Below are 21,614 nucleotides of genomic sequence, written 5' to 3'. Positions count from 1 at the left end.
CGTCTGATGCCTGATGCCCGGCCTCAGCCGGCCGAATGCGCGGCCGAGACGAAGGCCCGGATCAGCACGGGGTCCTTCACCCCCCGCATGCGCTCGACGCCCGAGGAGACATCGACCGCCCGCGCCCCGCTGGCGCGGAGGGCGCCGGCCACGTTCACCGGTGTCAGCCCGCCCGCCAGCATCCAGGGGCGGGGGATGGAGCGCCCGGCCAGCAGGGTCCAGTCGAAGCTGGTGGCATTGCCCCCGGGCAGGCTCGCGCCCGGCGGCGGCTTGGCATCCAGCAGGAAGCGGTCCACCGCCGGGGCATAGGCGTCGAGCCGGGCGAGATCCGCCTCGGTGGCGATGCCCAGCGCCTTCATCACCGGCAGGCCGAAGCGGGCGCGGATCTCGGCGCAGCGTTCCGGGCTTTCCTGCCCGTGCAACTGCAACAGCCGCAGCGGCACCTCCTCCAACACCTCCTGGATGGCCTCGTCCGTCGCGTCCACGAAAAGGCCGACGGGGGTGATGCCGGGGGAGAGGCGCTGGGCCAGCCGTGCCGCCTGCTCCGGCACCACCGCGCGGGGGGAGGGGGGGTAGAAGACGAAGCCCACAAGATGCGCGCCGCTGCGCGCGGCGCTGTCCAGTCCCTCGGCATCGCAGATGCCGCAGATCTTGACCTCGATGCTCATAAGGTGGCGGCGATGCGCGCGGCGGCCTCGCCCGGGCTGCCGCTGGCGGTGATGGGGCGGCCGATGACCAGCCAGTCGGCCCCGGCGGCGGCCGTTTCCTCAGGCGTCGCGACGCGGGCCTGGTCGCCTGCGTCGCTGCCGGCGGGGCGCACGCCCGGCACCACCAGCAGCGGCGCATCACCGAAGGCATCGCGCAGGCGCGAGACCTCATGCGGGCTGCAGACCAGCCCGTCGGCCCCGGCGGAGAGCGCGAGCCGCGCCAGCCGCAGCACCTGCTGCGCCGGGCCGCCGGAGACGCCGGTCTCGGCCAGCTGGGCGGCGGTGAAGCTGGTCAGCACCGTCACGGCCAGGATGGCGGGGCGGCGGGCGCCCGCCGTCTCCTCGGCGGCGCGGCGGGCGGCCTCGATCATCGGCGCGCCGCCGCCGCCATGCAGCGTCAGCATCGCTGGCGGCTCGGCGCAGACGGAGCGGACGGCGCCGGCTACGGTATTCGGGATGTCGTGGAACTTCAGGTCCAGGAAGACCGGGCGGTGGCGGGCGATGTCCCGCACCACCGCGGGGCCGGCGGCGCAGAACAGCTCCAGCCCCACCTTCACCAGCCCGACATGGGGCGCCACCGCCGCCGCCCAGCCCAGCGCCTTCGCGGGGTCCGGCGTATCCAGGGCGGCGATGATGCCGCAGCGGTTCGGCTTGGCCCAGGAGGTGCGGGAGAGATCGGGAGCGGCGTTCATGCCGCCCCTTTTACGCGGTGCGGCCGGCCGGGGCCAGAGCGGTGCCGGCCGACACCGGGGTGGCCTGGGTATTGGGCACCTGCGTCGCCTGCTGGGCGCGCAGCTCGGACACCTCGGCCTCCAGGAGGCGGGCGGCGTTCTGCAGCTGGTGGGCGCGGGCGCGGTAATGCAGGCCGCTGCCCCAGGCCAGCACGGCGCCCAGCAGGAAGGCCAGGAAGGCGGCGCCCAGCACCGCGCCGGCCAGCGGCAGTTGCCAGACGAAGTCGAAGGGCCAGAGCTGCAGCTCCACCGGGGCGGTATTGGAAATGGCGAAGAGGACCAGCAGAAGCAGCAGCGGCGCGGCCAGCAGCAGGGCGAGCATCCTGTCTTACTCCGCCGGCGCGGCGCTGCGGCCGCCGGCGCCGCGGCGGGGCGCCTGCAGCGGGCCGCCATTCACGCGCTCCCGCAGTTCCTTGCCCGGCTTGAAATAGGGCACGGCCTTGCTGGCCACTTCCACCGCCTCACCCGTGCGGGGGTTGCGGCCGGTGCGGGGGTCGCGCTGCTTGGCGGAGAAGGCGCCGAAGCCGCGCAGCTCCACCCGGTCCCCGCGCGCCAGGGCGGCGCTGATCTCGTCGAAGATGGTGCCCACGATCAGCTCGACATCCGGCTGCCGCAGATGCGGATTGGCCGCCGCCAGCTGCGCGATCAATTCGGATTTCGTCATGTCGCGCCGGTCTCCTCGGTGGGCAGGGGTCGCTGGGTCGGGGCTCAAGGCTGCCAAACGGCCCGCACGCCGTCAATCGCAAGCCATTCTGAAATCACGCTTTTCGCGATGCCACGCAAGGCGAAGCCAAAGGTCCGCTCGGAAAAATCGCGAGGATCGAGGTCGCGCACAGGGATATTGGCCGGAATCTGCCTGGCCTCGGCCAGCCAGGCGCGGGCCTGAGGCTCTCCGCCGATGGCATCCACCAGCTTCAGCGAGAGCGCCTGGCGCCCGGTATAGACTCGGCCGTCCGCCAGCGGACGCACTTCCTCGACCGTCATGTGCCGGCCCTCGGCCACCATGCCCACGAACTGGCTTTGCAGGTCGTTGATGACGGACTGCATGGCCGCGCGGCCCTCCGGCGTCAGGGGCTGGAAGGGGCTGGGCTGCGCCTTCAGCGGGCCGGAGGTCAGCGTTTCCGGCTGCACGCCGATGGCCTCCAGCAGCTCCGACACGTCGAAGGATTGCATCAGCACGCCGATGGAGCCGGTGATCGTGCTCTCCCGCGCGAAGATCCGCTCGGCCGGCAGGGCGGCCATATAGGCGGCGGAGGCGGCGGTGCCGCGCATCACCGCCACGACCGGCTTGCGCTGCTGGAAGCGGGCGACGGCCGCATGCAGCGCCTCCCCGCCCGAGACGGTGCCGCCGGGGCTGTCGATGGAGAGGATCAGGCCCTTCACGGCGCTGTTGCGCGCGGCGGCCTCCAGCGTGTCGGAGACGCGGTAGTCGTCGGTGATGGCGCCCTCGACCTTCAGCCGCACCAGGTGCCCGCGGCCGGCGAGGCTGGTGGCGCCCCGGAAGGCGACGAAGGCCGCCAGAGCCGCCAGCAGCACGGCCAGGACGCGCCAGACGAGAAGCTGCCGCTTCAGGCGCCGGCGGTCGACCAGAAGGTCAGGTTGCAGGGAAGCGCTCATGCAGGGGCATCCATGGCCGGTTGGGGTAGCCAGGGTCAAGTGCAGGCTGCGGGCCCGGGCCGGGCACCCCGCAAACGAAAACGCCCGGGGTGGATAACCACCCCGGGCGCATCGTCAGTTCCAGTCCCTTGCGGGGCTGGATCAGTCTTCGGAGACCATCTGGTTGCGGCGGCGGATAGCCGCGCCCAGGATGTCGCCCAGCGAGGCGCCGGAGTCGGTGGTGCCGTACTCCTTCATCGCCTCACGCTCCTCCTCGACTTCCTTGCCCTTGATGGTCAGGGCCAGGCGGCGGGCGGCGCGGTCCACGGCGGTCACCTTCGCATCGACCTTCTCGCCAATGGCGAACTTGTCGGGGCGCTGGTCGCCACGGTCGCGGGCCAGTTCGGCGCGGCGGATGAAGCCCGTCAGGACCTCGTCGACCTTCACCTCGATGCCGTTCTGCTCGACCTTCGTCACGATGCAGGTGACGATGTCGTTCTTGCGGACGCGGTCCAGCACCTCGGCGGCCGGATCGGCCTCAAGCTGCTTGATGCCGAGGGAGATACGCTCCTTCTCGACGTCCACGTCCAGCACCTTGGCCTTGACGATCTGGCCCTTCTGGTACTCGGCCATCGCCTGCTCGCCCGGGAGATCCCAGGAGAGGTCGGACATGTGCACCATGCCGTCGATCTCGGGAGCCAGACCCACGAACAGACCGAACTCGGTGATGTTGCGGATCTCGCCCTCGACGATCGAGCCGGGGCCATGGGCCTCCAGGAACAGCTCCCAGGGGTTGCCCTGGGCCTGCTTCAGGCCGAGGCTGATGCGGCGCTTCGGCTCGTCCACGTCCAGGATCAGCACGTCGACTTCCTGCGAAGTGGCGACGATCTTGCCCGGATGGACGTTCTTCTTGGTCCAGCTCATCTCGGAGACGTGGACCAGACCCTCGACGCCCGGCTCCAGCTCCACGAAGGCGCCGTAGTCGGTGATGTTGGTCACGCGGCCGGAGAACTTCGCACCCACCGGGTATTTGATCGCCACGCCTTCCCACGGATCGGACATCAGCTGCTTCATGCCCAGGGAGATGCGCTGCGTCTCCGGGTTGAAGCGGATCACCTGCACGCGGACCTGCTGACCGATGGTCAGGGCCTCGGACGGGTGGTTGATGCGGCGCCAGGCGATGTCGGTGACATGCAGCAGGCCGTCCACGCCGCCGAGGTCGACGAACGCACCGTAGTCGGTGATGTTCTTGACCACGCCGTCCAGGATCATGCCTTCCTTGAGGCCCTGGATCAGCTCGGAGCGCTGCTCGGCGCGCGTCTCTTCCAGCACAGCGCGGCGCGAGACCACGATGTTGCCGCGGGCGCGGTCCATCTTCAGGATCTGGAACGGCTGCGGGGAGCCCATCAGCGGACCGACATCGCGCACCGGGCGAATATCGACCTGGGAGCCGGGCAGGAAGGCCACGGCGCCGCCGAGGTCGACGGTGAAGCCACCCTTCACGCGGCCGAAGATGACGCCGTTGACGCGCTGCTGCGCGTTGAACGCCTTCTCCAGGTTGGTCCAGGCTTCCTCGCGGCGAGCCTTCTCACGGGACAGGACGATGGAGCCGTCCCGGTCCTCGTAACGCTCGACGAACAGCTCGATCACGTCGCCGGGCTGAACTTCGGCCTTCTGACCCTGAGGAGCGAATTCCTTCAGGGGAACGCGGCCCTCGCTCTTGAGGCCGACATCGACGACGGCATAGTCGTCATCGACGCGGATGACGCGGCCGGTGACGACAGAGCCGGCGAAGCCGGTGTCGGCACCCAGCGTCTCGTCGAGCAGGGCAGCAAAGTCTTCGGTCATATAGCGGGAATATCCTGCTTCTGGCCCAGGCAACGCACCCGGGCCGGTTCCTGCGCCCCCGCTGGCTGGCGGGCACGGCTTGGTCGGGTGCCGACGTCGCGGCTGTCCCTGACCCTGTGATGACAGGAGGAATATCGGCCCCCCCTTGCCGGACCGGCTTGGCTCGCCGCCGAAACGACTGGCCTATAAAACCGGACAACCTTGCAGCCAGGCCGGCGGCAAGGTTTGGAAAACCGCCTAAGACAGCTACGGGCGCCCCGTCAAGCAGAATCGCCGGGCCTTTGGCGGCGCGCGGCCGCTCCCTGGCTGTCCCTACGGCTGGTGCTGGATGAGAGTTGCGTATTTAGTCGGTCGGTTTCAAGGGCTTGCTGAATGATTTCGCAGTCGCGCCGGATTGCCGCCACGGGAACACAAGTGGCGGCGCCATCAGCCTTCCAGCGGCCAGCCGCAGGCGGCGAAGGCCGGGCGCATGGCGGCGGGCACCGGAGCCTCGGCCATGACAGGGGGCGTGAGCGGCAGGCGGATGGCGCGGGCCAGCAGGTGCAGCCCGCCCGGCGCGGCAGTGCCGTAGAAGGGGTCGCCGAGGATGGGGAAGCCCAGCGCCGCGCAATGGACGCGCAGCTGATGCGTGCGGCCGGTGCGGGGGCGCAGCTCCAGCCAGCAGAGGCCGGGGCCACGGCCCAGCACGCGCCAGAGGGTGGTGGCGGGCTGGCCTTCCGGATGCGGCTCGATTCGCCAGCCGCGGGCGGCACTGCTGGTCTTGCGGAGCGGCAGGTCGATCCGGCCTTGGGCATCAGTGGGGCCGGCGCCCTTCACCACGGCCCAGTAGGTCTTCTCCGCCCGGCCGGCGGCGAAGAGGGCGCCGAGTTCCGCCAGGGCAGGCTGGGTACGGCCCAGCACGAGGCAGCCGGCGGTATCGGTATCCAGGCGGTGTGCGGGCTGCGGGACGCGCTTCTTGCCGAAGGCCAGCTGCGGCAGCCAGTCCTCCAGGCTCGCGCCGCCGCGCGGGCCGGCATGGACGGGCAGGCCGGCGGGCTTGTCCAGCACCAACACGGCTTCCGTGCGCAGCAGGATGCGGGCGGCGATTTCGGGCGGCGGCTCGGCCGGCAGGCGGGGCGGGGGAGGCGGGCGCCGCGCGGCGGGCTGCGCCCGGCCGCGCGACGGTTTCATGGGCGGGCTCAGGCCGCCTTGGGCAGCAGGCGGGAGGTGGATTCCGCCCAGGCGAAATACAGCTCCCGTGCCTTGGTGCCGATCGGGCCGATCGGCAGCGCGCGGCCCTCGAAGTTGGTGCAGAACTGCACCTTGCCGAAATTGCCGGTGGCGAAGATCTCATCCGCCTCGCGCAGCATGTCCGGCGTCACCTTGCATTCGCGCGCCTCGATGCCGGCCTCGCGCAGCAGGGTCAGCACGCGGGTGCGGGTGATGCCGGCCAGGAAGGTGTTGTTGGCCGCCGGCGTCATCACCACGCCGTCCTTCACCAGCATCAGGTTGGAGGTGGCGAATTCCGCCACATTGCCCTCGAAGTCGCAGAGCACGGCGTTCTGGAAGCCCTTGTCGCGGGCCGAGGCGGCGGCGCGGGAGGAATTCGGGTACAGCGCCGAGGCCTTGGCATTGGTGGGCGCCATGTCCGGCGCCGGGCGGCGCTCCGGCACCAGGCAGGCGGAGAAGCCCACGGAGGCATCCGGCATCGGCGCGTCATAGATGGAGAGCACGAACTCCGTGCTGTCCGGGTCCGGGAAGGCGGCGCCGATGCCGCGGCGGATGAAGAACTGCGGGCGGATGTAGAGCTCGGCATCGGCCGGCATCTTCGCCACGCCCTCGCGGCACAGGGCCTCGATGGTGTGGGCGTCCAGGCCGGGCTTCATGCCCATGTTCAGCGCGCTCTGGACGGCGCGGAAGCAATGCAGGTCCAGATCCGGCACCAGGCCACGAATGGCGCGCGCGCCGTCGAACACGATGGAACCCAGCCAGAAGGCATGGTCCATCGGGCCCAGCAGCTTCGGCTCCTCAGTGGACCACTTGCCCTCGTGCCAGAAGACGCCAGCCATGACTCGCTCCTTGAGATATACGGATCGGCACGCCAAGACGCGCGCCTGCGCCCGCTAAGGTGACACGGGCGGCAGGGGAAATGAAGGGTAGCGGGTGCGGAATGGATGGACGTGGCCAGGAGGCGCCGCCCCCTGGACCCCCCACCGGGGTGGAAACTCCACCCAGGCCCCGCCTCGGGTCTTCCTCAGGATGAAGCTTCAACCGGGCAGGCTGAGATGTCGGTCGCCGGAGGCCCGTGACCTCCGGCGTGCCCCACCGCGCCGCGAGGGGCGGATTAATGGCGGGGTCCGGGGTGACACTGTCACCCCGGCGGGGCGGCCTGGAGGGGCGGCGCCCCTCCAGTCACGGCCTCAGTGCGCTTCCGCCCAGTTCGCCCCGTGCCCGATCTCGGCCCGCAGCGGCACGCGCAGTTCCGCCACGCTTTCCATCACCTGCTTCACCACGGCGGAGGTGGCGGTGAGCTGCCCCTGCGGCACTTCGAACAGCAGTTCGTCATGCACCTGCAGCAGCATCTTGGCGTCCAGCCCGGCATCCTTCAGGGCCTTGGGCATCCGCACCATGGCGCGCTTGATGATCTCGGCCGCCCCGCCCTGGAAGGGGGCGTTGATGGCCGCGCGCTCGGCATTGCCCCGGCGGGACATGTCCTTGGAGGTGATGCCGTCGATCCAGAGCTTGCGGCCGAAGGGGGTGAGCGCGAAGCCGTTGATGCGGGCTTCCTCCTTCAGCCGCTCCATCTCGGCGCGGATGCCGGGATACTGGGCGAAATAGGCGTCGATGATGCCCTTGGCCTCGCCGGGGCCGATGCCCAGGCGCGCGGCCAGGCCGAAGGCCGACATGCCGTAGATGATGCCGAAATTGATGGTCTTGGCGCGGCGCCGGGCCTCGCGGTCCACCTTGTCCGGCGGCAGGCCGAAGATGTCGGAGGCCGTGCGGCTGTGGATGTCCTCGTCCTGGGCGAAAGCCTCGCGCAGGCTGGGCACATCAGCGAGGTGGGCCAGCAGCCGCAGCTCGATCTGCGAATAGTCGGCCGCCAGCAGCACATGCCCCGGGGAGGCCACGAAGGCGCGGCGGATTCGCACGCCTTCCTCGGTGCGGATGGGAATGTTCTGCAGGTTCGGCTCGGTGGAGGAGAGCCGGCCCGTGGAGGTGATGGCCATGGAGAAATCGGTGTGGACGCGGCCGTCGCGCGGGTCGAGCTGCGCCGCCAGCCCTTCCACATAGGTCGATTTCAGCTTGGAGAGCTGGCGCCAGTGCAGCACCGTCCGGGGCAGTTCATGCCCGCGGGCGGCGAGATCCTCCAGCACGCTGGCATCGGTGCCCCAGGCGCCGGCCTTGCCACGCTTGCCGCCGGGCAGCTTCATCTCGTCGAACAGGATTTCTCCCAGTTGCTTGGGGGAGCCGACGTTGAAGGGGCGGCCGGCGAGTTCGTGGATCTGCTGCTCCAGCGTCACCATGCGCTGGGAGAAATCCTCGCCGATGCGGGCCAGTTCCACGCCGTCGACGCGGATGCCCGCCATCTCCATCTGCTTCAGCACGGCGATCATGCGGCGCTCCACCTGCTCGTAGAGCGCGAGCGCCTTGTCGGTGCGCAGCCGGGGCTTGAGCATCTGCCACAGCCGCAGCGTGACATCGGCATCCTCGGCGGCATAGGCCGTCGCCTTCTCCAGATCGACCTGGGAGAAGGGGACGCGGTTGCGGCCGGTGCCGGTGACCTGGTCATAGGGGATGGGGCTGTGGCCGAGGTGGCGCAGCGACAGCTCGTCCATCCCATGGCCATGGCGGCCGGCATCCATGCTGTAGGAGATCAGCATGGTGTCATCGACGGGAGAAACCTCGATGCCGCTATTGGCGCCCTCGGCCTGCGGGCGGCCGAGCACTTCCAGGTCGTATTTGGCGTTGTGCAGCACCTTCAGGGTGGCGGGGTCCTCCAGCATCGGCTGCAAAGCGGAGAGCGCCTCGCGCAGCGGGATCTGCACGGGGGCCTCGGGCGCCGCTTCCAGCATGTCGCCATTGCCGGGCTTGGGGCCATGGGCCAGCGGGATGTAGCAGGCGCGGCCCGGCGCCACGGCGAGCGAGATGCCGACCAGCTTCGCGTTCAGCGCGTCCAGGCTGTCCGTCTCGGTATCCAGCGCCACGGTGCCGGCGGCGCGCGCCTCCTCCACCCAGCGGTTCAGGGTCTCGAGGTCGGTGACGGTCTCGTAGGGGCCGAAGCCGGGCGCGTCCTCGGGCGGGGCGCCCACCGGCTCGGCCTGGGCCAGGATGGCGGGGGCATGGCGCGGCTGGCTGGTGGCGGGGGTGCCGGCATCGCCCTCCAGCCCCATGCGGTGCAGCAGGGAGCGAAAACCCTGGTCGCGCAGGAAGACGGCCAGCTTGCCTGGCTCCGGCGGTTGGGCCAGCAATTCGTCGATGGGCCGGGGCAGGGGGGCGTCGGCATCCAGCAGCACCAGCTGGCGGCTGATGCGGGCCTGCTCGGCGAAATTCTGCAGCGATTCGCGGCGCTTGGGCTGCTTGATCTGCCCGGCGCAGGCCAGCAGGTTCTCCAGGTCACCATATTCCTGGATGAGCTGGGCGGCGGTCTTGAGGCCGATGCCAGGCACGCCGGGCACGTTGTCCGTGCTGTCGCCGGCCAGGGCCTGGACTTCCACCACCTTGTCCGGGGTGACGCCGAATTTCTCGAAGACCTCGGGCTCGCGGATCGGCTTCTGCTTGATCGGGTCCAGCAACTGGACGTTGGGCCCGACCAGCTGCATCAGGTCCTTGTCGGAGGAGACCACCGTCACCTGCCCGCCCTCGGCCGAGAAGGCCTTGGCATAGGCGGCGATCAGATCGTCGGCCTCGTAATTCTCCAGCTCCAGGCAGGCGACGCCGAAGGCGGCCGTGGCCTCCCGGATCAGCGCGAATTGCGGCACCAGCTCCGGCGGCGGCTCTGGGCGGTGGGCCTTGTAGTCGGCATAGATCTGGTTGCGGAAGGTGACGCGGGAGCGGTCGAAGACCACCGCGATATGGCTGCCCGCATGCTTGGTCAGGAAATTGCCCAGCATGCTGGTGAAGCCGAAGACGGCATTGACCGGCACGCCATCCGGCCGCGTCATCGGCGGCAGGGCATGGAAGGCGCGGAAGATATAGCCCGAGCCATCGACCAGGATGAGGTGAGGCTTGTCCTGCCGCACCACCTCGGCCGGGAGGTCCGCCGCGCCGGCGGCCGGCTTAGTGGTGGCCATCGTCCCCGGCGCCATCGGCCAGCACATAGGTGCGGGAGCAGTAGGGGCAGGTGACCTGCTTGTCCTCGATCCGCAGATAAACCAGGGGATGGCCCTTCCAGCCGCCGCCATTGTCGCAAGGGACCAGGCGGCTCTGGACGGTGGTGATCTCCTCCGGCGTCACGCCGGGGGTGGCTTTGGGGGTATAGCCCGTCAGTTTCGCATCGCGCATCGGCTGAATCCCAGGGATCTGCGGCAGGGTCGGGCCGGACCATAGGGCGAGCGGGGCGCCGGGGCAAAGGGGCGAGGGCGGGCCCGCATGGCCCGCCCTCTGCCATCTGGGCCTCAGCGGCCCTGCTCGATCACCTTCGGGTGTTCGTCCACCACCGGCTCGCCCCGCGTCTTCCAGAGGGAGAGGATGATGGAGCCGGCGATGATGCCGCCCGTGACCATCAGCGCGTATTCCACGGGGACCGCCTTGCCGCCGGCGAACCAGTTGGCCAGCATCTTCACGCCCACGACCATCAGCACGATGGACAGGCCATGCTTCAGGTAGCGGAAGCGGTGGATGACGCCCGCCAGCGCGAAATACATGGCGCGCAGGCCCAGGATCGCGAAGACATTGGCCGTGTAGACGATGAAGGGGTCGGTCGAGACCGCGAAGATGGCGGGGATGCTGTCCAGCGCGAAGAACAGGTCCGTCAGCTCGATCAGCACCAGCACCAGCAGCAGCGGCGTGACCATCAGCTTGCCGGCTTCCCGCACCGTGAAGGCATTGCCCCGGTAGCCATCCGTGACCGGCAGGCGGCGGCGCATCCAGGCCAGGATGGAGCTGTCGGTGGGGTCCTCCTCCTCATCGGCGGAGCGCAGCATCTTCCAGCCGGACCAGACCAGGAAAAGGCCGAAGAGCACCATCAGCCAGTCGAATTCCCGCAGCAGGGCGGTGCCGACCAGGATCATGATGCCGCGCATCACCAGCGCGCCCAGGATGCCCCAGAACAGCACGCGGTGCTGATAGGCCGCCGGCACGCCGAACTTGGCGAAGAGCAGGACGAAGACGAAGATGTTGTCGACTGAGAGCGACCATTCGATGACATAGCCGGTCACGAATTCAAGGCTCTTGGTCGCGCGCTCCTCCTCCGTCGCGCCATAGCTCATGCGCAGCCAGACGAAGAACAGGCCGGCCAGCGCGATATAGGCGGCGGATTTGATAAGCGCGGTCTTGACCGGCACGGGGGCCGGGTCGCCATTCGCCTCCTTCTTGGCGAAGACGCCAAGGTCGAGCAGCAACAAAGCAAGCACGGCCGCGTTGAACGCGACCCAGAATACGGGTGAGGCTTCCATGCCGAAAGGCTCCTCCTCTCAGGGGGCCAGCCGCACGGAATCCGCCTGTCATGAGGAGGAGAGCGCGCCGGGCCCGGTTGCGCGAAGAAGTCGATCCGACATCACGAAGGCGGGCTCGGCAGAGACCCGCCGGGTCGCCAGAGGGGCCCGGATCGAGGCTTAAATGAAGGTTTGTTCATGAATTGGCAAGGTTAAATCGTGGAACCGCCGCTATTTCCGCCGCGCGCGGAGGTGGCGGGCTTTGCCGTGGACCGCCCGGATGGCGCGCGCTAAGCCAGCCTGTCATGGCGCATCGCATCATGAGCCGCATGCTTCCGCCGCTGCTGGCGGCCGCCCTGGCCGGGCCGCTGGTCGGCTGCGCGCCGCAGGTGGTGGCGCAGGGTCCGGCCGCGCTGGGCTACCGCCTGGACAGGACGGCGGTGGAGGCGGTGCCGCAAGGGGATGCGCCGGATGCGCCGCCTCCACTGGCCGAGCCTGTCATCGCCGAGGACGGCGCCAGCCTGCCCCGCCGCGTCTGGCCGGCCGAAGGCGGGCCGCCCCGGGCCGTGCTGCTGGCGCTGCATGGCTTCAATGAGCATTCCGGCAATTTCCTGCTCGACAGCGTCGGCCGGCTGACGGCGGCGGGGGTGGAGGTGCATGCCTATGACCAGCGCGGCTTCGGCCAGGCACCGGCACGTGGCTACTGGCCTGGCGCCGCGGCCCTGGTGCGCGATGCCGCCACGGCCGCGCGGCAACTGAAGGCGCGGCACCCGGACCTGCCCCTCTTCCTGATGGGGGAGAGCATGGGCGCCGCCGTGGCGCTGCTGTCCGTGACGCAGGCCGAGCCGGTGCCGGTCGATGGGCTGGTGCTGCTGGCCCCGGCCTTCTGGTCGCGTCAGGTGGTGGGGCCGGTGGGGGTGGGGCTGTTCTGGGCGCTGGCGCATAGCGTGCCGGCGCTGGGCTTTCCGGCGGCGGCGGGCGGCATCATGGCCAGCGACAACCTGGACGCGCTCCGCCGCAACAGCCGGGACCCGCTGGTGATCAAGATGACGCGGGTGGATGCCGCCTGGGGGCTGCTGGACGCGATGGACCATGCCTCCGCCGCGCTGCCGCGCTGCTGCGCCATGCCCGTGCTGATCCTGCAGGGAGCGAAGGATGGGGTGGTGCCGCCCGATGTGACCCGCGCGGCGCTGCGGCGGATGCCTGCGGCCCCCCGTCTGGCGCGTTACCAGGACGGCTACCACCTGCTGCTGCGCGACAAGGTGCGTGAGGTGGTGACCGCCGACCTGCTGGCCTGGATGGCGGACCCCGCCGCGCCGCTGCCCTCAGGGGCGGACGGGGCCGGCGCCGCCTGGCTGGCACGGCCAGGATCGTGACGGGCGAAGGGAACATACCGATGCGGCTGCGGCGGAGGATGCTAGGGGCCGGTCTGGCCGGCGGGCTGCTGGCGGGGCGGGGGGCGGTGGCGGGGCCGGCCGCCCAGGCGCACTACCAGCCCGAGCGGACGGAGGTCTGGGACTTCACGGCCCGCAGCGGCCGGCGCTACCGCATCCTGCTCTCCTGGCCGCCGGGGGAGGCGCCGGCGCAGGGTTGGCCGGTGCTCTACGCGCTGGATGGCAATGCCATGTTCCCGCTGCTGACCGGCGCCTGCCGGCTGCTGCCGGACACGGCGCAGGGGGTGATCGTCGCCATCGACTTCCCGCTGGATGATGCCGAGCCGGAGCGGCGCGATTTCGAGTATACGCCCCCCGCGCCCGATGCGCCGGGCCGCAATGGTGGCGCCGATGCGCTGCTGGCCATCATGGAGCGGGAGGTGAAGCCTGCCGTGGAGGCTGCCTTCCGCATCGACCGGGCGCGGCAGGCGCTGTTCGGCCATTCCTATGGCGGGCTCTTCACGCTGCACGCGCTGTTCACCCGGCCCGCGGGCTTCTCCACCTGGCTGGCCGCCAGCCCCTCCATCTGGTGGGGCGAGGGGCTGCTGCTGCGGGAGAGCGAGGGTTTCGCCGCCCATCCCCCGCCGCCCGGACCGGTGCCGCGCCTGTTGATGACCTTCGGTTCCCTGGAAGGGCGCATGCGCGCCAGGCCGGGGCGGGTGATGGGGGAGAATGTGCGGCGGATGGCGGCGCGGCTGGAGGCGCTGCGGGGGCGTTTCGCGGCGCTGTCGGTGCAGGAATTCCAGGACGAGAACCATGGCAGCGTGCGCGCCGCCGCCGCTGGCCGGGCCGTGCCCTTCGCCTTCACGGGGTGAGCGGCGGGGGCTGTCGGGGCAGCCTTGCGGCCCCTCCGGTTGAGCGGAAGGCCGTGAGGGTCTATCCCGGCGCCGAATCCGCCTCCACTCGCCCCTCCGCCCCGGAAGGTATGCCGCCATGACCGATCTCGTGACCATCCGCCGTGCACTGATCTCCGTGCACGACAAGACCGGGCTGGTCGATTTCGCCCGCTTCCTGGCGGCGAAGGGCGTGGAGATCCTCTCCACCGGCGGCACGGCGCGGCTGCTGCGCGAATCGGGCATTCCCGTGGTCGAGGTCTCCGACCACACCGGCTTCCCCGAGATCCTGGACGGCCGCGTCAAGACGCTGGTGCCGCAGATCCATGGCGGGCTGCTCGGCCGGCGCGACGACCCGAAGCATGTCGCGCAGATGGCGGAGCACCGGATCGCGCCGATCGACCTGCTGATCTCCAACCTCTACCCCTTCGAGGCGACGGTGGCGAAGGGCGCCTCCTATGAGGAGACGGTCGAGGAGATCGATATCGGCGGCCCGGCGCTGACGCGCGCGGCGGCCAAGAACCACGCCGACGTGGCGGTGGTGACCGAACCCGCGCAGCTGGCCGAGCTGCAGGCCGAGATCGAGGCCACCGGCGGCACCAGCCTCGCCACCCGCAAGCGGCTGGCGGCGGCGGCTTTCGCCCGCACGGCGGCCTATGACGCCGCCATCGCCGCCTGGTTCGCCGAGCGGCTGGGCCAGGAATTCCCGCCGCGCCTCTCCGTGCCCGGCGTGCTGAAGCAGACCCTGCGCTATGGCGAGAACCCGCACCAGCAGGCGGCCTTCTACACCGATGGCAGCAACCGCCCGGGCATCGCCACCGCGACGCAGGTGCAGGGCAAGGAACTGTCTTACAACAACCTGAACGACACCGACGCCGCCTTCGAATGTGTCGCCGAGTTCGACGCGCCCTCCATCGTCATCGTCAAGCACGCCAATCCCTGCGGCGTGGCGACGGCCGGGAGCCTGGCGGAGGCCTGGGATCTTGCGCTGCGCTGCGACCCCGTCTCGGCCTTCGGCGGCATCATCGCCGCCAACCGGGTGCTGGACGCCGCCGCCGCCGAGAGGATCTCCGCCATCTTCACCGAGGTCGTCGTCGCCCCGGATGCGGATGAGGCGGCGCGCGCCATCTTCGCCCGCAAGAAGAACCTGCGCCTGCTGCTGACCGGCGGGCTGCCGGACGCGGCGGCACCGGGGCGGATCTTCCGCAGCGTCTCCGGCGGCTTCCTGGCGCAGTCCCGCGATGCCGGGCGCGTCAGCCAGGACAGCCTGAAGGTGGTGACGAAGCGCGCGCCGACGGAGCAGGAGATGGCGGACCTGCTCTTCGCCTTCCGCGTCTGCAAGCACGTGAAGTCCAATGCCATCGTCTATGCCAAGGGTGGCGCCACGGTGGGCATCGGCGCCGGGCAGATGAGCCGGGTGGATTCCGCCCGCATCGCCGCCTGGAAGAGCGCCGAGGCCGCCAAGGCCGCCGGCCTCGCGGCGCCGCTGGCGCATGGCTCGGTGGTGGCCTCCGACGCCTTCTTCCCCTTCGCCGACGGGTTGCAGGCGGCGGCGGCGGCGGGTGCCACGGCGGTGATCCAGCCGGGTGGCTCGATCCGCGACAACGAGGTGATCGCGGCGGCGGATGAGGCCGGCCTCGCCATGGTACTGACGGGGATGCGCCACTTCCGGCACTGAGGCCGGGGAAAGTCTGGGGGAATGAATTCCCCCAGGCCCCTTCCTCCTTCTTCGGGTTCACGGGTGCGCCTGCGGCGGCACCCGTTTTTTTATGCGCGGATGTCGCGCGCCGGAGGTCATGGACCTCTTGCGTCGGCCATCCCCCGCAGGAATGCTGCCCCATGGAACGCAGGGTGAACGATGTCTGAGACCATGCTGTTGGTCGCAGTGGCGGCCTTGGGGGTTCTGGTGCTGCTGCTGGCCCTGGCGGCGCTGCGCCGCCCGTCGGGGGCCGATGCCACCGGCGCCTTCGCCATGCTCGCCGGCAAGCTGGAGGCCGTGGCGGCGACGCAGGAGCGGCTGGCCGGCGCCACTATCGACCGGATGGCGCAGCAGGACCGCGCCCTGGCCGAGCGGCTGGAGGGCGGCGCGCGGCGGCTGGACGAGGCCCTGGCCGCGCAGGAGCGCCGCATGGCCGAGGACCGGCTGGAGGCCGCCGGGCGCATGGCGCAGATGGCCGAGTCGCTGAACCGCGCCATCGCCGCGCAGAACGAGCGGCTGGATGCCGCCCTGGCGGCGCAGAACGAGAAGCTGGCGCGCAGCCTTTCCGAGCAGGCGCAGCGGACGCAGGAGACGGCGGGGCAGATCCATGAGCGGCTGGCGGTGATCGACGCCGCCCGGCAGAACATGGAGGCGCTGGGCAGCCAGGTGGGCAGCCTGGCGGCCATCCTCGGCAACAAGCAGGCGCGCGGTGCCTTCGGCGAGATGCAGCTGCGCCAGCTGATCGAGGACCGGCTGCCGGCCGAGGGCTTCGCCTGGCAGCATGTGCTCTCCAACGGCATGCGCTGCGACTGCCTGATCCGCCTGCCGCATCCGCCGGGGCCGGTGGTGGTGGACAGCAAATTTCCGTTGGAGGCCTGGCAGGCGCTGCGCGAGGCGGGTGATGACGTGGCGGCCCGTACCGCCGCCTCCCGCCTCTTCGCCGCCGATATGCGCCGGCATGTGGAGGATATCGCGAAGAAATACCTGATCGCCGGCGAGACGGCGGAGGCCGCCATCCTCTTCGTGCCCTCCGAGGCGATTTTCGCCGATCTGCACACCAGCTTTTCCGGCGTGGTGGACGAGGCGCAGCGGCGGCGCGTCTATGTCGCCTCGCCCACAACGCTCTGGGCCATGCTGAGCGCGATGCGCGCGCTGATGCAGGATGTGCGGATGCGCGCCCAGGCCGGGCGCATCCAGGAGGAGGTGGGCCGGCTGATCGAGGATGTGACGCGGCTGAACGCCCGTGTTGGCGGGCTGAAGCGGCATTTCGAGCAGGCGCAGGACGATGTCCGGCAGATCGAGATCAGCACGGACAAGATCATCCGCCGCGGCGGGCGCATCGAATCGGTGGAACTGGAGGAGCCCGCCCTGCCGGCGCCGCAGGAGGCCGGCAGCCTGCCCGGATGAGCGCGGCAGCCCCTCCTCCCCGGCGCGTCTGACGCCGAGGTGATGGAAGAAGCTTCGCCTCGGCGGTGGCGCGGGGCTTGTGTGGCGGGGGCGGGGACCAAGATCCTCCTGTACGCGGTAGATCGCCGCAGTCCAGGAGGAGATGATTATGCCCGTCGACGTGAAATACACGACTTCCGCCACCGCCACCGGGGGCCGCGACGGCCGCGCCACCACCAAGGACGGCAGCCTGGACGTGAAGCTGGCCGTGCCGAAGGAAATGGGCGGCAACGGGGATGGCAACAATCCCGAGCAGCTTTTCGCCGCCGGCTATTCCGCCTGCTTCCTGGGCGCCATGAAGGCCGTGGCCGGGCAGGACAAGAGCCTGCCGCGCGTTCCGAATGACGCCAAGGTGACGGCGACGGTGGGCATCGGTCCGCGTTCGGAGGGTGGTTTCGGCATCACCGCCGCGCTGGAGATCTCGCTGCCCGGCGTGGACAAGGCGCAGGCCGAGGCGCTGGTGCAGAAGGCCCACACCGTCTGCCCCTATTCCAATGCCACCCGCAACAATGTGGATGTGCAGCTGACGGTCGTCTGACGCCGACCGCAGCGTGCTGACGGTCGTCTGACCGGCTGGCGGGCGGCCGCGCGCCTCAGGGGCGCGTGGCCAGCCAGTCGGCGAAGAGGCTCTCGGCCAGGGCGCGCGGGGCATGCGCCTGGAAATCGGCCACCGCCTCCGCCATGCCGAATTCCATCAGGCCGATGCAGTGCTCGGCATCGCGCATATAGACCGTGCGGCTCTCCACCCCCTCCGGCCCGCAGAGCGCCAGCAGGTCACAGAGGCCGGAGCGGACCCCGGCGAAATAGCCACATTCCCGCACGAAGCCCGGCAATTCCCGCAGGTCCAGCTCCAGCTCCGGCACACCGAGATCGGCGAAGAGCGCCTCGGCCTTGTTGTTGTTGGTGCCGTTGATGGCGACGGTGAAGCCGGCTGCCCGGAAGAGGCCGATGGCCTCCCGCCAGAAGGCGCGGAAATGATTGAAGCGGCTGGCCGTCAGCGAGAAGAGCGTATTGGCCAGCGGCGAGAGGAAAACCGTCCGCCCGCGCCGCAGCCTCAGCGCGGCGAAGCGCGCGCGGGCCTCCTGGTTCCACTGCTCGGGCGGGGCGACCGGTGGACGTTCCACCACGATCTGCTCCGGCAGCATCGTGGCGCCGGAGAGCATGACCGAGACCAGCTTGTCCCAGAGGAAGCCATCGGCCCGGCCTGGGCGGTCCAGGCGGCGCAGCTCCTGCTGCCGGTACCAGGGCGTCTCGTAGAAAAGCGAGACACTGCCGGGGGAGAGCCGGTTCAGCTTCAGCGGCGTCGGCAGTTCCAGGTCGTTCGGGATGGCCTCGAAGCTGAGGCCGGGGATGGCGCCGAAGAATTCGGTCAGCGCGGTGCGGCTGGCGCGGTGCAGCACATGCACGGGCTGGCCGGAGGCGCGGGTGAAGGCCGCGAAGCCGGCCATGTAGAGCAGCGTATCGCCGACATTGCCGCTGCCGAGCACGGTGGTGACGCCGGGCCGGTCGGGCCGCATCAGCGCCGCGCCGTAGCGCCGGGTGATATAGGCGCCGATGGCGGCGATGCCCTCATGGTCCCCCGCGCGCAGCAGATCCGCCAGATGCTGGCCCGAGGCCACGAGATCGGTGAAGCCGGAGCCGAAGGCGGAGATCTGCCGCACCGCCGGGGCCAGCGACGCGCGGCCCGGATGCGTGGCGGCGCCGTGCCGCAGCATGTGCCCGAAGAGGGTCGGCGAGCCCAGCGCCACCGGCGGGATGAGGATGGCGCCGGTGCCGGCCTCCGCCAGCGCCGTGGTCAGGGCCTGGGTGGCGCGCTGCTGCAGCGGGTCGCCGCTGCCGCCGGTCTGGCCGAGCAGGCGGGTCAGCGCAGCGGTAAGGGCGGCCTCGCCCCGCGCCACCAGCAGGTGCCGCAGCGCCACCACTTCCGCCCCGTCTGCCTGCTGCCGCGGCGGGATGACGGACATGGCGCCGCGCAGACCGGCCAGCAGCATCCGGTCGTTATCGGCCCCGGCGATGGCGCGGTGGTAGCAGGCCAGCGCCCCCGGGTGGTCATTGACCTGCTCATGCAGCGCGCCGCCCTTAAGGGCGAATTCCAGGCTTTTGAAGGTCTGGCCGCGGCGCTGGAAATAGGCCTCGCCCATCCGGGCCAGGGCGATGCCAGGTTGGGCCAGGCTCTGCCGCAGGCAGGTATCGGTCAGGCGGTAGAACAGCGCGCCGTCTTCCAGCACCAGCGGCAGGGTGAGCAGGGTGGCGATGTCGTCGGCGCCGGCCAGGGCGCGGATCAGGTCCGGCTCCAGCCGCAGCAGGGGCAGGGGCAGGCTGGCCGGGGCGGGCAATGCCTGGCCGGTGCCGAGGGCGCGGCGCAGCCGGTAGCGCAGCCAGGCGGCCTCGGGGCTGAAATAGCCGCGCGCGGTGGCGCGGGCGGCGGCGGCGGGCAGGTCGGGCGCGGGATCGGTGAGGTCCGGCAGCAGGGCCCGCGCGGCATCCTCCCGCGCCTCCTCCCCGCGGGCGAGGCCGCGCAGCGCGGCCTCCCGCTGCAGCCGGCCCTCGGCCTCGGCGCGCCAGGGCAGGCCGGGCGGCAGGGCGACGATGGCGGCGCGGCAGTCCGGCTGCAGGTAGCCCGTCAGCAGCGGCGGCAGGCTGGCCAGCGGGCCGGGCTGGCGCAGGCCGGCGGGCTGCCGGGGTATCCCTTCGGCATCCGGCGTGGCGGTCCAGGCGGCGGCCTCGGCCAGCAGCAGCGTGGCCAGCTCGTCCTGGTCCTGGGGCGGCTCCGGGGGCGGCGCTTCCGGCACCGGTTCGGGCGGCGGGGCCTTGGCCGTGGCGGCTGCGGCGGAAACCAGGAGTTCGGCCCGGCGCTCGGTCCGCTCGGCCTCGGCGGCGCGGCCGGTCCGGCGCAGGGCCTGGGCCAGCGCGAGCAGGCCGTCGATATCCTCTGGCTCGGTTTCCGTCAGCTCCTGGTAATGCCGGGTGGCAGCGGTCCAGTCCCCGCGCTCCGCCGCCAGCTCGGCGGCCTGCCGCAGCAGTTCGGTTTCCAGACTTCCCAGGCTCATGCCCCCAGGGCTTCTTCCAGGGTCAGCAGGCCCATGAAGAAGGAGGCGAGGATACTGTCGTAGTCGTCCGAGACATAGCCGCTGAGGGAGAGCCAGATGAGCCCGTGGATGCCACGGATCTTGCGGATGTCGTTGGGGCGGAACTCCTTGAAGGCGCCCTTCAGATGCGCCCAGCCGCCGGGGCGGATCTGGATGGTGATGTTGCGCTCCTGCATCTCCAGCACGAACTGGCGGCGGTTGAAATTGTCGTATTCGCCAGCGACGGAATAATACAGCTTCGCCCAGTCATAGTTGGCATCGCCCAGGAACCAGCTGGAGCCGAACTTGCCGCGCGGGTCGATGAACCAGGGCTCGCCCGCCTCGTCCAGCAGCATGTTGCTGAAGGTCGGGTCGCCATGGATGAAGTTGAAGCGGTTGGGCATCACCGCGCGCACGGTGTCGCGGAACCAGTCGTCATGCGCGGGGTGCAGGATGTTCCGCACCGTCGTGCCGTTGACGCGGAAGCTCTCGATTGTCTCCAGCTCCGGCAGCAGGCGGCGGATATTCTCCAGCCGTTGCAGCGTCTTGGCGGCATAGACCTCCTGGCAGACGGCATCGCTGGTGGGGCCGGATTCCAGCGCGTGCAGGCCCGCCAGCCGCTCCATGATCCGGTGCAGCGCGGCCTCGCGCCCGCGCATGCTCTCGGCAAATTCGAAGGGATGGCGGCCGTGGATGCGGCTGATGGTCAGGGGATTCTCGGCCAGCAGGCGCGGCATGTTGGCGAAGCCGAGTTCCCGGGCATGGCGGTACCAGGCGGCCTCGCCATCCAGCAGGGACTGGAATTCCGGCAGCTTGGCGCGCTTGATGACGCGGTCTTCCAGGATCTCGACGCTGTTGAAGAAGCGGGCATGGCCGGCGGCGGACCACTGGTCGCGCAGCGCGTCCACCGTGCCGATCTCCTTCACCGCGTTGAATTCGGCCGTGGCGGTGGGCAGGCCGGAGCGGGAGAGCCAGTCCACGAATTCACCGGCGCGCGGCATGTCCAGCAGCATCCCCGCGCGCGGAAAGGCGAAGAGGCCGATGATGCCGGTGGTGTCCGAGCGTTTCTCGGCCAGCCGGCCATCGGGCTGCACGGACCAGCGGCAGGTGAAGGACTGGGTGGTGCCCACCACCACGCTTTCGGTGGCGGCGATGGCGGGCGGCTCGTCGAATTTCAGGTCGCACCAGACGACCGTCACGGGCTCCTCCGGCGGGATGCGGGAGACCGCCTCGGGGATGCCGGCGACATTGCCGGTGGTGCCCTCGACCTGGACGATCTCGAAATCCACCTCCGGGCGGAAGACCTCCAGGAAGCGGGTGACGATGTCCTTCTTGTAATCGGAGATGATCAGGAAGCGGGCGCCGGGGAAGGCATCGAAGGTATGGTAGATGAGCGGCTTGCCATCCACCGGAACCAGGCATTTCGGCTTGTTCCAGCTATACTGTTCGAGGCGCGTGCCCTTACCGCCGGCCTGGACGATCACATTGGAAACCTGGGACGGCATCGTGCCTCTCTGATCGTTCAGCCCGCCCCCCGCTTAACATGGGCCGGCGCGGGCTGTGAAGGCGGCGGCCCCGGCCGGACGGGCGCATCCGCGGTCCCGCCGATGATGATCTGGTGATAGTTGCGGGATGCGTAAACTTCCGGCCTGTCATGTCGTGACCGTCTTGAAACATCGCG

At 70.4% G+C, this 21,614-nt stretch carries 18 protein-coding genes; 5 read left to right on the top strand and 13 right to left on the bottom strand.

From position 1 onward, the window contains the following. Positions 1-23: 23 nt before the first annotated feature. The 11 genes from IAI58_RS00415 to IAI58_RS00365 form a co-directional block, all read right to left on the bottom strand. Positions 24-668, bottom strand: coding sequence for a phosphoribosylanthranilate isomerase (locus tag IAI58_RS00415; RefSeq protein ID WP_207444644.1), 645 nt, complete (start codon positions 666-668; stop codon positions 24-26). Beyond that, on the bottom strand, positions 665-1,399 hold the full coding sequence (pyrF, locus tag IAI58_RS00410) for an orotidine-5'-phosphate decarboxylase (protein WP_207444645.1): 735 nt from the start codon (positions 1,397-1,399) through the stop codon (positions 665-667). Before pyrF ends, IAI58_RS00415 begins: the two co-directional genes overlap by 4 nt. A gap of 10 nt (positions 1,400-1,409) precedes the next feature. Further along, the gene (locus IAI58_RS00405) at positions 1,410-1,760 is read right to left on the bottom strand and encodes a LapA family protein (protein ID WP_207444646.1); all 351 of its coding nucleotides are present in this window, start codon (positions 1,758-1,760) and stop codon (positions 1,410-1,412) included. Positions 1,761-1,766: 6 nt separating this feature from the next. Next, on the bottom strand, positions 1,767-2,102 hold the full coding sequence (gene ihfB / locus IAI58_RS00400; protein ID WP_207444647.1) for an integration host factor subunit beta: 336 nt from the start codon (positions 2,100-2,102) through the stop codon (positions 1,767-1,769). Positions 2,103-2,146: 44 nt separating this feature from the next. Then, the gene (gene sppA, locus IAI58_RS00395) at positions 2,147-3,055 is read right to left on the bottom strand and encodes a signal peptide peptidase SppA (protein WP_207444648.1); all 909 of its coding nucleotides are present in this window, start codon (positions 3,053-3,055) and stop codon (positions 2,147-2,149) included. A 141-nt stretch (positions 3,056-3,196) separates the two neighbouring features. Next, positions 3,197-4,882 (bottom strand): 30S ribosomal protein S1, encoded by a 1,686-nt coding sequence (gene rpsA / locus IAI58_RS00390; RefSeq protein WP_207444649.1) that lies wholly within the window; start codon positions 4,880-4,882, stop codon positions 3,197-3,199. A 426-nt stretch (positions 4,883-5,308) separates the two neighbouring features. Continuing rightward, positions 5,309-6,052 (bottom strand): RluA family pseudouridine synthase, encoded by a 744-nt coding sequence (locus IAI58_RS00385; protein WP_207444650.1) that lies wholly within the window; start codon positions 6,050-6,052, stop codon positions 5,309-5,311. Between the two features lie 8 nt (positions 6,053-6,060). Further along, positions 6,061-6,930: a branched-chain amino acid aminotransferase gene (locus tag IAI58_RS00380; protein ID WP_207444651.1), complete on the bottom strand. Its 870-nt coding sequence runs from the start codon at positions 6,928-6,930 to the stop codon at positions 6,061-6,063. 351 nt (positions 6,931-7,281) lie between these two features. Then, positions 7,282-10,152 (bottom strand): DNA polymerase I, encoded by a 2,871-nt coding sequence (polA, locus tag IAI58_RS00375; protein ID WP_207444652.1) that lies wholly within the window; start codon positions 10,150-10,152, stop codon positions 7,282-7,284. After that, positions 10,139-10,363, bottom strand: a complete 225-nt coding sequence (locus IAI58_RS00370; protein ID WP_207444653.1) for a zinc-finger domain-containing protein — start codon at positions 10,361-10,363, stop codon at positions 10,139-10,141. Before IAI58_RS00370 ends, polA begins: the two co-directional genes overlap by 14 nt. A gap of 113 nt (positions 10,364-10,476) precedes the next feature. Continuing rightward, the gene (locus IAI58_RS00365; protein ID WP_207444654.1) at positions 10,477-11,475 is read right to left on the bottom strand and encodes a TerC family protein; all 999 of its coding nucleotides are present in this window, start codon (positions 11,473-11,475) and stop codon (positions 10,477-10,479) included. Between the two features lie 299 nt (positions 11,476-11,774). On the opposite strand from IAI58_RS00365, the gene IAI58_RS00360 reads away from it, so the two are divergent. The 5 genes from IAI58_RS00360 to IAI58_RS00340 all read left to right on the top strand — a co-directional run bounded on the left by IAI58_RS00360 (position 11,775) and on the right by IAI58_RS00340 (position 17,403). Beyond that, positions 11,775-12,830 carry an alpha/beta hydrolase gene (locus IAI58_RS00360; protein WP_207444655.1) on the top strand — a complete coding sequence of 352 codons (1,056 nt, stop codon included), beginning with the start codon at positions 11,775-11,777 and terminating at the stop codon, positions 12,828-12,830. Between the two features lie 38 nt (positions 12,831-12,868). Further along, positions 12,869-13,702 carry an alpha/beta hydrolase gene (locus IAI58_RS00355; protein WP_208775998.1) on the top strand — a complete coding sequence of 278 codons (834 nt, stop codon included), beginning with the start codon at positions 12,869-12,871 and terminating at the stop codon, positions 13,700-13,702. A gap of 118 nt (positions 13,703-13,820) precedes the next feature. Next, positions 13,821-15,398, top strand: a complete 1,578-nt coding sequence (purH, locus tag IAI58_RS00350) for a bifunctional phosphoribosylaminoimidazolecarboxamide formyltransferase/IMP cyclohydrolase (RefSeq protein ID WP_207444657.1) — start codon at positions 13,821-13,823, stop codon at positions 15,396-15,398. Between the two features lie 180 nt (positions 15,399-15,578). Continuing rightward, on the top strand, positions 15,579-16,826 hold the full coding sequence (locus tag IAI58_RS00345; RefSeq protein ID WP_207444658.1) for a DNA recombination protein RmuC: 1,248 nt from the start codon (positions 15,579-15,581) through the stop codon (positions 16,824-16,826). A 148-nt stretch (positions 16,827-16,974) separates the two neighbouring features. Beyond that, on the top strand, positions 16,975-17,403 hold the full coding sequence (locus IAI58_RS00340; protein ID WP_207444659.1) for an organic hydroperoxide resistance protein: 429 nt from the start codon (positions 16,975-16,977) through the stop codon (positions 17,401-17,403). A gap of 55 nt (positions 17,404-17,458) precedes the next feature. On the opposite strand, the gene IAI58_RS00335 is transcribed toward IAI58_RS00340, so the two are convergent. Next, positions 17,459-19,915 (bottom strand): hypothetical protein, encoded by a 2,457-nt coding sequence (locus IAI58_RS00335; protein ID WP_207444660.1) that lies wholly within the window; start codon positions 19,913-19,915, stop codon positions 17,459-17,461. After that, entirely contained in the window at positions 19,912-21,438 is a 1,527-nt protein-coding gene (locus tag IAI58_RS00330) for an NTP transferase domain-containing protein (RefSeq protein WP_207444661.1), read from the bottom strand. The genes IAI58_RS00335 and IAI58_RS00330 overlap by 4 nt, the downstream gene beginning before the upstream one ends. Positions 21,439-21,614: the final 176 nt, after the last annotated feature.

The organism is Roseomonas marmotae, from assembly GCF_017654485.1.
Classification (GTDB): Bacteria; Pseudomonadota; Alphaproteobacteria; order Acetobacterales; family Acetobacteraceae; genus Pseudoroseomonas; species Pseudoroseomonas marmotae.
Note: the sequence above shows the minus strand (reverse complement) of the source record. Positions and strands in the feature narration are given on the sequence as shown.

Excerpts from the sequence above, each read along its gene's own strand:
- sppA (WP_207444648.1), bottom strand. The coding sequence starts at position 3,055 with ATGAGCGCTTCCCTGCAACCTGACCTTCTGGTCGACCGCCGGCGCCTG.
- IAI58_RS00365 (WP_207444654.1), bottom strand. The coding sequence starts at position 11,475 with ATGGAAGCCTCACCCGTATTCTGGGTCGCGTTCAACGCGGCCGTGCTT.
- purH (WP_207444657.1), top strand. The coding sequence starts at position 13,821 with ATGACCGATCTCGTGACCATCCGCCGTGCACTGATCTCCGTGCACGAC.
- IAI58_RS00335 (WP_207444660.1), bottom strand. The coding sequence starts at position 19,915 with ATGAGCCTGGGAAGTCTGGAAACCGAACTGCTGCGGCAGGCCGCCGAG.
- IAI58_RS00405 (WP_207444646.1), bottom strand. The coding sequence starts at position 1,760 with ATGCTCGCCCTGCTGCTGGCCGCGCCGCTGCTGCTTCTGCTGGTCCTC.
- pyrF (WP_207444645.1), bottom strand. The coding sequence starts at position 1,399 with ATGAACGCCGCTCCCGATCTCTCCCGCACCTCCTGGGCCAAGCCGAAC.
- IAI58_RS00380 (WP_207444651.1), bottom strand. The coding sequence starts at position 6,930 with ATGGCTGGCGTCTTCTGGCACGAGGGCAAGTGGTCCACTGAGGAGCCG.
- IAI58_RS00360 (WP_207444655.1), top strand. The coding sequence starts at position 11,775 with ATGAGCCGCATGCTTCCGCCGCTGCTGGCGGCCGCCCTGGCCGGGCCG.
- IAI58_RS00345 (WP_207444658.1), top strand. The coding sequence starts at position 15,579 with ATGTCTGAGACCATGCTGTTGGTCGCAGTGGCGGCCTTGGGGGTTCTG.
- IAI58_RS00355 (WP_208775998.1), top strand. The coding sequence starts at position 12,869 with ATGCTAGGGGCCGGTCTGGCCGGCGGGCTGCTGGCGGGGCGGGGGGCG.
- IAI58_RS00415 (WP_207444644.1), bottom strand. The coding sequence starts at position 668 with ATGAGCATCGAGGTCAAGATCTGCGGCATCTGCGATGCCGAGGGACTG.
- IAI58_RS00330 (WP_207444661.1), bottom strand. The coding sequence starts at position 21,438 with ATGCCGTCCCAGGTTTCCAATGTGATCGTCCAGGCCGGCGGTAAGGGC.
- IAI58_RS00385 (WP_207444650.1), bottom strand. The coding sequence starts at position 6,052 with ATGAAACCGTCGCGCGGCCGGGCGCAGCCCGCCGCGCGGCGCCCGCCT.
- IAI58_RS00340 (WP_207444659.1), top strand. The coding sequence starts at position 16,975 with ATGCCCGTCGACGTGAAATACACGACTTCCGCCACCGCCACCGGGGGC.
- rpsA (WP_207444649.1), bottom strand. The coding sequence starts at position 4,882 with ATGACCGAAGACTTTGCTGCCCTGCTCGACGAGACGCTGGGTGCCGAC.
- ihfB (WP_207444647.1), bottom strand. The coding sequence starts at position 2,102 with ATGACGAAATCCGAATTGATCGCGCAGCTGGCGGCGGCCAATCCGCAT.
- IAI58_RS00370 (WP_207444653.1), bottom strand. The coding sequence starts at position 10,363 with ATGCGCGATGCGAAACTGACGGGCTATACCCCCAAAGCCACCCCCGGC.
- polA (WP_207444652.1), bottom strand. The coding sequence starts at position 10,152 with ATGGCCACCACTAAGCCGGCCGCCGGCGCGGCGGACCTCCCGGCCGAG.